Source organism: Nocardiopsis sp. NPDC058631 (assembly GCF_042716955.1).
In the GTDB taxonomy this organism is placed as follows: domain Bacteria; phylum Actinomycetota; class Actinomycetes; order Streptosporangiales; family Streptosporangiaceae; genus Nocardiopsis.
In genome coordinates, this window is the sequence record NZ_JBHXQY010000058.1 from 1 (window position 1) to 12,476 (window position 12,476).

Consider the following 12,476-nt stretch of genomic DNA (forward strand, 5'->3'; position numbering starts at 1 on the left):
GCTACTCGTCTTGCGAGAGATTGCCTGGAGGCCGCTCGCGGCGATCGGCGCAAGCGCCGAATCAACCGAAAGCATCCACGGAACACGCCCTAGTCCAGCGGCCCCCCGGCCACGTAGATGACCTGACCGGACACGAACCCGGCGTCCTCCCCGGTGAGGAACGCGACCGTGTTGGCGATGTCCTCGGGGACGCCCACCCGGCGGACCGGGATCTCGGCCTCCTTGAACGCCTTCATGTCCTCGTACTTGACGCCGATGCGCTCGGCGGTGGCCCGGGTCATGGCGGTCTCGATGAACCCGGGAGCGACGGCGTTGCAGGTCACGCCGAACTTGCCCAGCTCGATCGCGAGGGTCTTGGTGAACCCCTGCAGACCCGCCTTGGCGGCCGAGTAGTTGGCCTGGCCGCGGTTGCCCAGCGCGGAGGAGCTGGACAGGTTGACGATGCGGCCCCAGCCGTTCGCGGTCATGTGGGCCTGGGCGGCCTTGCTCACCAGGAACGAGCCCCGCAGGTGCACGTTCAGCACGGTGTCCCAGTCGTCCACCGACATCTTGAACAGGAGGTTGTCGCGCAGGACGCCCGCGTTGTTCACCAGGATGGCGGGCGGGCCGAGGCGTTCGGCGACGGTCGCGACGGCGGCGTCCACCTGCTCGGCGTCGGACACGTCGCAGCCGACGGCGAGGGCGGTGCCCCCCTCCGCGGTGATACGGTCCACGACCTCCTGGGCGTCGGCCTCCTTCAGGTCAAGGACGGCGACGGCCCGGCCTTCGCGCGCCAGGCGCTCAGCAGTGGCGGCACCGATCCCACGGGCCGCTCCGGTCACGATGGCCACACGAGGCGTTGGGGACATGTGTTACCTCCAGAATTCACGTGGTGGGCGCGACAGAATCCTATCCACATCCCTACCGGTCGGTAAGCGGGCGGGGGTCGGCGGCGGGCCTTCGGAAGGGGCCCGTGGGGGTGTCCCGGGAGGAGACGCGATCCGTCGAAGTTGGTCCCCCGGTTTCCCTGCACTTTGTCGGGGCTTGGCCTACGATTGCCACCAAGACCGAGATGCACGTGCATACGAGATGTGCAGCGGCACAGGCCTGAAGGTGTCACCCGCGGGATCGCGGAGGTTGTCGGGACGTGTCGTCGCTGCTCGCCACGGCGCGTCAGGGAGGAAGTGGAAGGCATGGAGTGTGCGGAGGCGGTGGCGGAGCCTGCCGGCGGATGGTGGCTCAAGGTCCTGACGCACGGTTCCCGGCGCTGGAACACCCCTGTCTGCGGCGACCGGCACGACGCGGTCACGTGGAGCTTCGAGCCGAGGCCGCGCGCGGTGGGCGCCGCGCGCGAGATTTCCGAGGCGCTTCTCCACGAATGGGAGATGCAGTACTTGTCCGGTGATGTCGCGGTGGTCGTTTCCGAATTGGTCACGAATGCGGTCCGCCACGGCGGGCCCCTGCCCTTGACCAGGCAGAGCGAGGGCGGTATTCAGCTCTCGCTCATGCGCAGCGGCAGCGAATTCATCTGCGCCGTCCGGGACGGCGGGGATCGGCTGCCCCGCAGAAGGGAAGTGGATCTGACCATGGAGGGCGGGCGCGGACTTGCCCTGGTCGGTGCTTTCGCGCGAGAGTGGGGCGTGATTCCCACGCCCCCCGGTGGAAAGTTCGTGTGGGCGCAATTCGTGTGATCCGGCGGAGGGGTTCCGCGCAGGCCGACCCCGCCGCCTCTGGAGGCCCCTTCGACCCGTCGGGGGCTCCGGTCGTGAGACCCGCCGCCCCCAGGGGCGGCTGACGGCGGTCTCCTCCGGGGCCGCCGGAGGGATCGGCGGCGGAGTACCCGGGCGCGGGGGGACTCCGGCCATATCGTGTACATGTAGTGTCTTGACTTCAAGGCAAAGGTGTCCCGCCACCCCGGATACCCTTGTCCGGAGAATGACAGAGAGGCGGCGAACGTGGATATCGCTCGATTGCGCAAGGGGAGCGGCCCCACCGTGCGTCGCATGCTACTCGGGCACGAGCTTCGTAAGCGTCGCGAACAGCGTGGTATCACCCGGGAGGACGCCGGGAACCGGATTCGGGCCTCCGCGTCGAAGATCAGCCGGATGGAACTCGGCCGGGTCGGTTTCAAGCTGCGCGATATCGAGGACCTCCTCAAGATGTACGGGGTCTCCGACCGTAAGACGATCAAGGAATTACTCGAAGTCGCCCGCGAATCCAACAAGCCCGGGTGGTGGAAGGAGTACGGCGACTCGCTCCACAAGTGGTTCATCCGCTATGTGGGCTTCGAGGAGGCCGCCGACCACATCCGCATCTACGAGTCCCAGTTCGTACCGGGGCTGCTCCAGACGGAGGAGTACGCGCGGGAGATCATCTCCGGCGGTGTGGAGACCGACATGGTCACCGAGCAGCGCATCGAGGCGAGACTGCGCAGACAGAAGCGCGTCGAGAACGACACCAACATGCGCATGTGGGTGATCCTCGACGAGGCCGCGGTGCGCCGCCCCATCGGGGTCATCAGCCGTGGCCCGGAGATCATGCGCCGCCAGATCGAACACCTGATCCACCTCAGCAGCGGCCACGACAACATCACGCTGCAGATCATCCCCTTCTCCGTGGGCGCGCACGCGGCAGAGGCGGGCTCCTTCACCCTGCTGCGCTACTCCGAGTTCGAGCTCGCGGACATGGTGTACCTCGAACAGCTTCACGACGGCGAGCTCATCGACCGCCGCAACGTGGTGGAGGCCTACACCAAGGCGATGACCCGGCTCAGCGTTGCCGCGGCCACCCCGGACGAGACGCTGGACATGCTCAAGGAGATCCTGGAAGACCTCAAGTAGCCGTTCGCCGTCGACCGCGGAGGGGCGGACCGATGGTGACGGGAGCAGCAGAAGGCGAGGCCCGCCGAGTCGGGCCTTTCGAGATGTTGAAGGGCCCTGTCCAAGTGGACAGGGCCCTTCTGTCCGTTCCCTCTGTCGACCCGGCTGAGGGCGTGGCATCCGGGCCGGCGAGTGCGGAGGGTGCCGCGTCGCGGAACTCCTCCAGGTGCTCCGAAGCCCCCGGCGGTGCCGCCGGCGGGGCCCGGTGCTAGCTGAGCAGGTTGTCGAAGTCGCCGTCCTTGGCGCCCAGGATCATGCAGTCGATCTCCTCCTGGGTGTAGACCAGCGCGGGGCCGGACGGGAAACGGGAGTTGCGCATGGCGATCGAGCCGTCGCTGAGGCGGGCCATCTCGACGCAGGCGCCCTGGGAATTGCTGCGCTCGGCCTTCTGCCAGGCGACGTCGGTCAGCTCGGTCGCGGTGATGCCGTTGTGTGCGGTCATGCTGTGCTCCTTCGGATCTGCGAGGGGAACGTCCGTGCTGATGCACCGCCAAATGCACGTGCATCGGCACCGACTCGGCCCAAGCATAGCGTGACCCCCGCCACTTGTCCGTGGTTTTGACTCTATGTAAGCGCGGTGTAACCCGACCGCCGAGGGTCGGTGGTCAGAGCCGCGCCGAGGGGGTGGACGGGGCGGTGGGCCGGTCGGTGGCGGCGCACGAACACGGGCCCCACCGGTCCGGCGCGTGCCGGACGGGTGGGGCCCGTGGGGGGAGTGGGGGTCGACCGGAGCGGAGATCGGAACGGGATCCGGTGCCGGAAGGCGGGGGTGGGGCGCGGAGCCGGACCGCTCCGGCCGCGCGCCGTGGTCGGGCGCCCGTGGTCGGGCGCCCGGGGTCAGGAGCAGACCAGCGCGGTGGTCAGCGCAGCCAGGTTGCCGCGCATGATCGACGGGTAGTCGTCGCCGGGAGAGTCGTCGGTGACGCCCTCCAGGGGGTCGAGCACCTCCACCTGGGCGCCGGTCTCGGCGGCGATGGTCTCGGCCGTCTCGGGCGGCATGAGCGGTTCGGTGAAGACCGTGGTGATGTCGCGCTCCCGAACGATGTCGGTGATCGCGGCGATCTGCGAGGGGGAGGGCTCGGTGTCGGGGTCGACCCCGCTGACGCCGACCTGCTCCAGGCCGTGGGCCTCGGTCAGGTACGTGAACGCGGTGTGCCCCACGACGACGTCGTGGTGCTCGCAGGAGGCCAGGCCCTCCTCGTACTCCTGGCCGATCGCCTCCAGCTCCGCCGTCACGGACTCGACGCCCTGCTCGTAGGTGTCGGCCCCCTCGGGGTCGGCCTCGCTCATACGGTCACCGAGCGCGGCGGCGGTCTCCGCCATCAGGTCCACGTCAAGCCAGAAGTGGGGGTCGTGCTCGCCGTGGTCGTGCTCCTCCTCCTCCTCCTCGGCGTGCTCCTCCTCTTCTGCGTGCTCCTCCTCCTCGTGGGCGTGCTCGTCCTCGTGGGAGTGCTCCTCGTCCCCGTGCTCGTCCTCCTCCCCGCCGGCGGGGCGCAGCTGCACCACGTCGCCCACGTCGAGGGCGCTGTCCGAGGCCTCCTGGGCGATCGCGTCGTCCACGGCGGGCTGGAGGCCCTCGACATAGAACGCGATGTCGGCCTCGCTGACCTCGCCGACCTGGCGGCCGGTGAGCTCCAGGTCGTGGGGTTCGGTGCCGGGCTCCGTGAGCTGGGTGACGGCCACCCGGTCTCCGCCGATCTCCCCGGCCAGCCACTCCAGGGGGTAGACGCCGGTGACGACGGTGAGGTCGGCGTCGGCGGGGGAGACACCCGAGTCGTCGGTCCCGCCTTCGCCGCTTCCGCAGGCGGTGATCATCATGAGTGTCGCGGCGCCGAGGGCGGCGGCCCGCACGGTTGTCCCTGTTCGCATGGGTCAATCATCGGGATAATGAAAACGGTTGTCAATTTGTCTGGTTGTGGATGATGTCTCCTGGATGCCGGAAACCTCTGTTTTCGCGCTAGACGATCTCGGAGAACCGCTCGACGTCGTCGGTCCGGCCCGCCACCACGATCACGTCGCCCTTGTTCAGGACCGTGTCCTGGGTCGCGTACGTGAACTCCGCGCCCATACGCTTGATCGAGACCACCGTGATCCCGTACTCCTGCCGCACGCCCGTCTCGCGCAGCGACCTGCCCAGTAGTTCCTTGGGGGCCTTGGTCTTGCCGAGGGAGAACCCCTCCTCCAGTTCCACGTAGTCGAGCATCTGACCCGACAGCAGGTGGGCCACCCGCTCGCCCATGTCGTGCTCGGGCAGCACCACGTGGTGGGCGCCCACCTGTTCCAGGATGCGGCCGTGCCGACGGCTCGTCGCCTTCGCCCAGATGTTCGACACCCCCATGTCCACCAGCTGCGAGGTGGCCAGGATGCTCTCCTCCAGGTGGGTGCCGATGGCCACCACCGCCCGGTTGAAGTTGCCCGCACCGACCTGGCGCAGTGCCTCCTCGTCCGTGGCGTCCGCGATCACCGTGTGGGTGAGGGCGTCGGCGTAGGTCTGCACCATGCGCGGGTTGGAGTCCACGCCGAGCACGTCCCAGTCGCGGTTGACCAGTTCGAGCGCGAGGGAGCTGCCGAACCGGCCGAGGCCGATGACCAGGACGCTCTTGTCGTTCTTGTTGCGGTGTGGCATCGATGGCTCCTGTCTGTGCGGCTCAGCCGACGATCGGCCTGGCCTCGGCGAGATCGTAGCGCCGACGGCGGTCCCGGAAGGCCAGGGCGGTCGCGACCGTGATGGGGCCGATGCGCCCGGCGACCATGAGTGCGACGAGCAGGCACTGGGCCCACGGGGGCAGGTCGGGGGTGATGCCGGTGGAGAGCCCCACCACGCCGAAGGCGGAGACCACCTCGAACACCACCGGGAGGAAGTGGAAGGAGGTCGTGTGCATGAGCAGCAGCGAACTGAAGGCGACGACCGTCGCGGACAGGAACACCAGGCTCAGGGCCTGGCGGATCACCCCGGGCGGGAGCTGGCGGTCGAAGACGTGCACCTTGTCGTGGGCCCGGATCTCCGCGAGCACCACGAGGAAGATCACGGCGAGGGTCGCGACCTTGATGCCGCCGGCCGTTCCGGCGCTGCCGTTGCCGACGAACATGAGCATGATCGTCAGCAGGAGCGTGGAGTCCTGCATGTCACCGACAGGGACGGAGTTCAGCCCCCCGCTGCGCGGCATCACGCTGTGGAAGAAGCCGTCGGTGAGCTTGTCCGTCCAGTGCATCGCACCGAGTGTCGCGGGGTTGCCCCACTCCATCGCGGTGATGAGCGGGAAGCTCCCCAGGAAGAGGATCGCCGTGGTCGTGATGGTGATCTTGGCGTGCAGGCTCCACGTGCGGGGCTCGCCGATGTTGCGGCGCAGTTCGAGCAGGATCGGGAAGCCGATACCGCCGAGGATCACGGCGAAGGCCACCGGCAGGAGGATGAACGCGTCCCCGGAGAAGCGGGTCAGGCTGTCGTCGTACAGGGAGATACCGGCGTTGTTGAACGCCGAGACCGAGTGGAACATCCCGGAGTACAGGGCCTCGCCCGGGGACATGTCGTAGCCCAGCCACATGCGCGGGGTGATGAGCACGAACGTCAGCCCCTGGAGCACCAGGAAGACGACGGCGACGCGGCGGACGACGCCGGACACGTCCCCGATCCACAGGCTCCGCGTCTCGGCCTGCACGTTGAGCTGGGACCGCAGCCGGAAGCGGTGGATCATGGCCGTTCCGAGCACGGACGCCAAGGTCATGATCCCGATGCCGCCGACCTGCATCAGGACGAGTATGACGATCTGCCCGAAGAGGTTGAGGTCGCTGCCGACCGAGATCACGCCGAGTCCGCACACGGCCAGGGCGGAGGTGGCCGAGAACAGGGCGGCCACGAAGTCCAGCCCCTCGTTGCCGGGGGTGGCGAGCGGGGTCATCAGCAGGCCGGTGCCGACCAGGTCCACGAGAAGGAAGACGAGGAGGAAGACGCGGGCGGGTTTGCGCCAGGCGAGGAGTTCACGTGAGGGACGCCATGTCAGGCGGGGGCGGAGGAAGGACTTCCGTGACCGGTGGAGGGGGGAGACCCCACGGGCCAGTGCGCCGAGCCTGCCTCCGCGGGGGCGGGGGCTTTCGTTCACCGGGTGCGCAGCCCGAGGTCGTGTGTGGTTTCCACCTGTTTTCTCCTTCTTCGACGAAGCGCGAACGATTCTGTCAAAGGTTGCGGGCTTGGGCACGTCGACTGTCCGCATCGGAGGGGAACGGAGGCTCCCCGGGGGCCCGGGGAGGGAGCCCGGTCAGGGGTGTCTGCCGCCCTCGTGGTCGGCGTGGCCCGGCGGTTCCAGCTGCAGGGTGGAGTGCTCGACGTCGAAGTGGCCGGTGAGGCAGGCGCGGAGCTCGTCCAGCATCCGCCCGCTGTCCCGGAGGTGTTCCTCGCCGACCACCACGTGCGCCGACATCACGGGCACCCCGGAGGTGATGGTCCAGGCGTGCAGGTCGTGGACGTCCAGGACGGCGGGGTGCCCCAGGAGGTGGTCGCGCACCTCTGTGAGGTCCATGCCCTCGGGGGTGGCCTCCAGCAGGATGTGCACGGCCTCGCGCAGCAGGGCCCAGGCGCGGGGGACGATGATTGCGGCGATCCCCAGGGACACGAGGGTGTCGACCCGGCCCCAGCCGGTCGACCAGACGACGACGCCGCCGACGATGACGCCGACGGAGGCCAGGGCGTCGCTCATGACCTCCAGGTAGGCGCCCTTGACGTTGAGGCTCTCCTTGGCGCCCGAGCGCAGGACGAACAGCGCTGCGATGTTGGCGACCAGACCGAACGCGGCGACGGCGACCATGCCGGGGCCCGAGACCTCGGAGGGGGACCGCAGGCGGTCGACCGCCTCCATCACGATGAACCCGCACAGCAGGAACAGCACCAGTGCGTTGACCGCGGCGGCCAGGATCTCGGCACGCTGGTAGCCGAAGGTCCGCTTGCTGGTGGCGGGCCGGGAGGCGATCCAGACGGCGGCCAGGGCGAGGGCGACGCCGAAGGAGTCGGTGACGGTGTGTCCGGCGTCGGCGAGCAGCGCCAGGCTGTCGCTGTACGCGGCGCCCACGACCTGGACCACGGCGACGGTGAGCATCATCGCGAGGACCAGCGCGAGCCGTCCGCTGTTGGCCGCGCCGGCGGTGATCCCGTGCCCGTGTCCGTGCCCGTGTCCCGCTCCCATGGGCGCCTCCTTCGTTCCTCGTCGTCACACCGTGCGCTCGGCCGGCGTGCGCGATGGCAAGAACAGTTCAGTCTTCACTGTTTATACAGTCTCGGCTGTCTATACAGCAAGCTATGTACAATGGTTTTCATGTTGACCTCCGAGCAGCGCCTGTCCGCCATCCACCGGCTCGGACGCGCGCTGTCCGATCCGACCCGGTCCCGCCTCCTCCTGGCCCTCCTCGAAGGTCCGAACTACCCGGCAGGGCTGGCCGAACAGCTCGGGCTGACCCGGCAGAACGTCTCCAACCACCTCGCCTGCCTCCGCGACTGCGGACTGGTGCGCACCCAGGCCCGCGGCCGCCAGGTCAGCTACGAGCTGGTGGACGAATCCCTGGCGCACGCGCTGGAGGACCTCCTGCGCGTCGTGTGGGGGACCGCCCAGCCGCACGAGCCCCTGGAGGGGCACCGGGTGGGTTGAGCCCCACTCCTCCAGGATGCCCCGGGCGGCCCCGCTCCCGCGGTTGTCCACAGGCCGTTTTCCGGGAGGTGCCACGGCTGGGGTCGCGTGCCCCGTTCTGGTGGACCGAAACGGGTGGCTGTGATGTCCGTTACAGGGGCAGGCCGCTTCCGGCCGGAGAAAGACCCTTCTCACCCCTGGAAACTCCGACTTACGGCGGGTGTCCCTAACTTTGGTCAGGGCTCGACCCTGACAGAAGGCTGACGCACCCCTGAAAGTCCCCTGAACCGGGCTGGATTGGCAGAACTCCCGATATAACTCGACGTATTCTGAATCGTGCGCCAGACGGATGCTCCCTCTGTGCCGCACACAGCGGACGGACAACCTGCGTCCCCCCATCACCACACGTTCGAGGACCGGTCACCAGGCCGCAGTGACGGCGTGCCCGCCCCACGGCCGCCGGAAAGCGCCGGCGACCACACCACGGCCTGCTCCCGTGGTCCGCAGCGAACTAGGAGCGAAAACCTCTCATGTCCAGATCGGCCACATGGGCCCGTGGTACGGGCCGTCCCCCAGGGACCGCCGCCCGCCGCTCGGAAGGGGCCACGGTATGAACCGCCTCGCGGTCATGTCGCTCAAGAACCGGGCGCTGGTCCTGCTCGTCACCCTGGCCGTCCTCTTCTTCGGTGTCCTCGCGGCCGCCTCGGCCAAGCGCGAGCTGTTCCCGGAGATGTCCCTGCCGATGGTGATGGTCTCCGGCACCTACCAGGGCGCCTCGCCCCAGGTCGTGGAGAACCAGGTCACCGAACCCCTCGAACAGGCCGTTCAGGGAGTGGCGGGCGCCACCACGGTCACCTCCACCTCCAGCACAGGGTCCTCCCAGGTCACGGTCGAGTTCGACTACGGCTCCGACCAGGACGACCTGGTCCGCCAGACGCAGATCGCGGTCGACCAGATCTCCGGGATGCTTCCCGAGGACGTCAGCACCAGCGTCATGTCCTTCAGCACGGACATGATGCCGGTCGTGATGCTCGCCGCGGGTGCCGAGGACGGTGACGACCAGTCCATGGTCGAACCACTGGAGACCCACCTCGTCCCCGAGATCGAGTCCCTCCCGGGCGTGCGCTCGGCGACGGTCACCGGCGCCGTCGGGTCCGACGTCGTCATCAGCCCCGACGCGGACGAGCTCTCCTCGGCCGGGCTGTCCGCCCAGGACCTCACCCAGGCACTCCAGTCCAGCGGCCTGCTCCAGCCGGGCGGCGACATCGACGCCGACGGTCGCACCCTGAGCGTGACCACCGGTGAGCAGTTCACCTCCGTCGAGCAGATCGAGGACGTCTGGGTCCAGCCCTCCGCCGCGGCCGGCGACATGTCCGCCGCAGCGCCCGGCGCGCCCCCCGCGACCCCGCCCGGTCCCGTCCAGATCTCCGAGATCGCCGACGTCGAACTCGTCCAGGACGAGGCCACCACGCTGGCCCGCGTCAACGGGGACCCGAGCATCGGCCTCATGGTCATGGCGACGCCCGACGGCAACACCGTCGAGGTGTCCGAGGGGGTCCAGGAGGTCCTCGACGACCAGGCCGACGTCCTCGGCTCGAACATCGACGTCAGCGTGGTCTTCGACCAGGCCCCCTACATCAACGAGTCGATCCTCGCGATGGTCGAGGAGGGCGGCATGGGCCTGGTGGCCGCGGTCGTCGTCATCCTCGTCTTCCTCCTGTCGATCCGCTCCACCCTGGTCACCGCGGTGTCCATCCCCGTGTCGGTCCTGATCGGGTTCCTGGGGATGCAGGCGTTCGGCTTCAGCCTCAACATGCTGACCCTCGCCGCCATCACGATCTCCATCGGGCGCGTGGTCGACGACTCCATCGTGGTGCTGGAGAACATCCGCCGGCACCTCGACTACGGCAAGGAGCGGATGGAGGCCGTCAAAACCGGTGTGCGCGAGGTCGCCACCGCCGTGGTCTCCTCCACCCTCGCCACCATCGCCGTGTTCCTTCCGCTGGCCTTCGTCGGCGGCATGGTCGGCGAACTGTTCATGCCGTTCGCGGTCACCGCCAGCCTCGCCCTGGCCGCCTCGCTGATCGTGTCCATCACCCTCATCCCGGTGCTCTGCTACTGGTTCATGAGCCCCAAGGACATCGGGGACGCCACCCAGGACCAGATCGAGCACGAGGAGAACGAGCGCGAGCGCAAGGGCGCCATCCAGCGCGCCTACCTGCCGGTCATCCGCTGGATCACCACCAAGCGCAGGACCGCGACGATCACGACCGCGGTCGCCTCGCTCGTCATCCTCGGCGGCACCGTCGTCATGGCCACCAACCTTGAGACCGACTGGATGGGCCAGTCCGAGGAGAACTCCTACTCGATCGTCCAGGAGCTTCCCCCGGGCACGTCCCTGGAGGAGGCCGACGCCGAGGCCGTCAAGGTCGAGGAAGCCCTGGCCGGGTTCGCCTGGGTGGACTCCTACCAGACCAACGTCGGCGGCAGCGGTATGGCCGCGATGATGGGCGGCGGAGGCAGCAACCAGGTCGACTACACGGTCACCGCCGACCCCGACACCGACCAGACCCGCAACCGCGACGTACTCCGCGACACCCTCGCGGACCTGGACACCGAGTACGAGCCCTCCCTCAGCAGCACCGAAGCCATGGGCGGATCCGGCATCGAGGTGCAGGTCAGCGCCGACGACCAGGAGGTCCTCACCGAGGCCACCGGTCTGGTCGAGGACGAGCTGGGCGCCATCGACGGTGCCGCCGACATCACCAACAGCATCGCTGCCGAGCAGTCCTCGCTGGAGGTCAGCGTCGACGGTGAGGAGGCCGCGGAGGTCGGTCTCACCGAGTCGGCGGTCGGCCAGCAGGTCAGTGCGGCCTTCAACGGCCAGGGCGTCGGCACCGTCACCCTCGACGACACCCGCCGTGACCTGGTGGTCCGCTTCGACGAGGCCCCGCAGACCGTGGCCGACCTGGAGGACCTGCCCCTCACCGGCGCCACCGGGACGGTTCCGCTGTCCGACGTCGCCACGGTGGAGGAGGTGCTCCAGCCGCCGGAGCTCACCCGCATCGACGGCGTCACCAGCGCCACCGTGTCGGCGAGTGTCACCGCCTCCGACCTGGGAGCCGTGAGCGCCTCCATCACCGAGGCCCTCAACGGGCTGGACCTGCCGGAGGGCGCCACGGCGACCCTGGGCGGTGTCAGCCAGGACCAGTCCGAGGGCTTCGCCTCGATGATGCTGGCGATGCTCGCGGCGGTCGTGATCTGCTACCTGATCATGGTCGCGACCTTCAAGAGCCTGCTCCAGCCGCTCATGCTGCTGATCTCGATTCCGTTCGCGGTCACCGGCTCGCTGGGCCTGCTCCTGATCACCGGCAACCCGCTGGGCATCGCCGGCATGGTCGGCATGCTGATGCTCATCGGCGTGGTCATCACCAACGCCATCGTCCTGATGGACCTGATCAACCAGAACCAGAACAACGGGATGCCGCTGAGCGAGGCGATCGTTGAGGGTGCCCGCCACCGTCTGCGGCCGATCCTCATGACGGCGATCGCCACCATCGCGGCGCTGACCCCGATGGCCCTGGGGATCACCGGCGGCGGGGCGTTCATCTCCGCGCCGCTGGCGATCGTGGTGATCGGCGGTCTGGTGACCTCGACCGTGCTGACGCTGATCCTGGTCCCGGTGCTCTACCAGCTGGTGGAGTGGTCCAAGCAGCGCCGTGCGGCACGGAGCGCACAGCGCGCCGAACGGCGCCGCGCCCGCAAGCGGGCGGCCAAGGGCGGTGCGCCCGAGGGCGACACGTCCGGGTCCGAGCGGACCGAGGAGAAGGTCGGCTCATAGCCACAGGCTCCACGGGGGCACTTCGCGCGACGCGCGAAGTGCCCCTCGCCGTTTCCGCGTCCCCGCCGTCCACGCCGTGAACCGGGTGGAACTCCGTTCCCGGCACGGGCCGCGGAAGCAGAAGTGACCATGCCCAGGCAACCCCGTCCCCTGGCCCGGTGG

At 68.9% G+C, this 12,476-nt stretch carries 10 protein-coding genes; 4 read left to right on the forward strand and 6 right to left on the reverse strand.

Annotation, left to right across the window (positions count from 1 at the left end; translation table 11 throughout):
* Positions 1-89: 89 nt before the first annotated feature.
* On the reverse strand, positions 90-848 hold the full coding sequence (locus tag ACFWTE_RS19100) for an SDR family oxidoreductase (RefSeq protein ID WP_378780888.1): 759 nt from the start codon (positions 846-848) through the stop codon (positions 90-92).
* A gap of 324 nt (positions 849-1,172) precedes the next feature.
* Between ACFWTE_RS19100 and ACFWTE_RS19105 the strand changes: the two genes are divergently transcribed.
* Both ACFWTE_RS19105 and ACFWTE_RS19110 read left to right on the forward strand, forming a co-directional pair.
* Complete coding sequence (locus ACFWTE_RS19105) at positions 1,173-1,670, forward strand: ATP-binding protein (RefSeq protein ID WP_378780925.1); 498 nt, start codon at positions 1,173-1,175, stop codon at positions 1,668-1,670.
* Positions 1,671-1,982: 312 nt separating this feature from the next.
* Positions 1,983-2,819, forward strand: a complete 837-nt coding sequence (locus tag ACFWTE_RS19110; protein WP_378780889.1) for a helix-turn-helix domain-containing protein — start codon at positions 1,983-1,985, stop codon at positions 2,817-2,819.
* Positions 2,820-3,066: 247 nt separating this feature from the next.
* On the opposite strand, the gene ACFWTE_RS19115 is transcribed toward ACFWTE_RS19110, so the two are convergent.
* The 5 genes from ACFWTE_RS19115 to ACFWTE_RS19135 all read right to left on the reverse strand — a co-directional run bounded on the left by ACFWTE_RS19115 (position 3,067) and on the right by ACFWTE_RS19135 (position 8,035).
* Positions 3,067-3,300 carry a DUF397 domain-containing protein gene (locus ACFWTE_RS19115; RefSeq protein WP_378780890.1) on the reverse strand — a complete coding sequence of 78 codons (234 nt, stop codon included), beginning with the start codon at positions 3,298-3,300 and terminating at the stop codon, positions 3,067-3,069.
* A gap of 395 nt (positions 3,301-3,695) precedes the next feature.
* Positions 3,696-4,727: a metal ABC transporter substrate-binding protein gene (locus ACFWTE_RS19120; RefSeq protein WP_378780892.1), complete on the reverse strand. Its 1,032-nt coding sequence runs from the start codon at positions 4,725-4,727 to the stop codon at positions 3,696-3,698.
* 88 nt (positions 4,728-4,815) lie between these two features.
* The gene (locus ACFWTE_RS19125) at positions 4,816-5,484 is read right to left on the reverse strand and encodes a potassium channel family protein (protein WP_378780893.1); all 669 of its coding nucleotides are present in this window, start codon (positions 5,482-5,484) and stop codon (positions 4,816-4,818) included.
* Between the two features lie 22 nt (positions 5,485-5,506).
* The gene (locus tag ACFWTE_RS19130) at positions 5,507-6,859 is read right to left on the reverse strand and encodes a TrkH family potassium uptake protein (protein ID WP_378780926.1); all 1,353 of its coding nucleotides are present in this window, start codon (positions 6,857-6,859) and stop codon (positions 5,507-5,509) included.
* Between the two features lie 255 nt (positions 6,860-7,114).
* Positions 7,115-8,035, reverse strand: coding sequence for a cation diffusion facilitator family transporter (locus ACFWTE_RS19135; RefSeq protein WP_378780894.1), 921 nt, complete (start codon positions 8,033-8,035; stop codon positions 7,115-7,117).
* A 129-nt stretch (positions 8,036-8,164) separates the two neighbouring features.
* Here ACFWTE_RS19135 and ACFWTE_RS19140 point away from each other — a divergent pair, with 129 nt between their 5' ends.
* Both ACFWTE_RS19140 and ACFWTE_RS19145 read left to right on the forward strand, forming a co-directional pair.
* Positions 8,165-8,494, forward strand: coding sequence for an ArsR/SmtB family transcription factor (locus tag ACFWTE_RS19140; RefSeq protein WP_378780895.1), 330 nt, complete (start codon positions 8,165-8,167; stop codon positions 8,492-8,494).
* Between the two features lie 589 nt (positions 8,495-9,083).
* Positions 9,084-12,314 carry an efflux RND transporter permease subunit gene (locus tag ACFWTE_RS19145; RefSeq protein WP_378780896.1) on the forward strand — a complete coding sequence of 1,077 codons (3,231 nt, stop codon included), beginning with the start codon at positions 9,084-9,086 and terminating at the stop codon, positions 12,312-12,314.
* Positions 12,315-12,476: the final 162 nt, after the last annotated feature.

Bases quoted from the DNA above. Each gene is read 5' to 3' on its own strand.
- ACFWTE_RS19100 (WP_378780888.1), bottom strand. From the start codon at position 848: ATGTCCCCAACGCCTCGTGTGGCCATCGTGACCGGAGCGGCCCGTGGG.
- ACFWTE_RS19105 (WP_378780925.1), top strand. From the start codon at position 1,173: ATGGAGTGTGCGGAGGCGGTGGCGGAGCCTGCCGGCGGATGGTGGCTC.
- ACFWTE_RS19110 (WP_378780889.1), top strand. From the start codon at position 1,983: ATGCTACTCGGGCACGAGCTTCGTAAGCGTCGCGAACAGCGTGGTATC.
- ACFWTE_RS19115 (WP_378780890.1), bottom strand. From the start codon at position 3,300: ATGACCGCACACAACGGCATCACCGCGACCGAGCTGACCGACGTCGCC.
- ACFWTE_RS19120 (WP_378780892.1), bottom strand. From the start codon at position 4,727: ATGCGAACAGGGACAACCGTGCGGGCCGCCGCCCTCGGCGCCGCGACA.
- ACFWTE_RS19125 (WP_378780893.1), bottom strand. From the start codon at position 5,484: ATGCCACACCGCAACAAGAACGACAAGAGCGTCCTGGTCATCGGCCTC.
- ACFWTE_RS19135 (WP_378780894.1), bottom strand. From the start codon at position 8,035: ATGGGAGCGGGACACGGGCACGGACACGGGCACGGGATCACCGCCGGC.
- ACFWTE_RS19140 (WP_378780895.1), top strand. From the start codon at position 8,165: ATGTTGACCTCCGAGCAGCGCCTGTCCGCCATCCACCGGCTCGGACGC.
- ACFWTE_RS19145 (WP_378780896.1), top strand. From the start codon at position 9,084: ATGAACCGCCTCGCGGTCATGTCGCTCAAGAACCGGGCGCTGGTCCTG.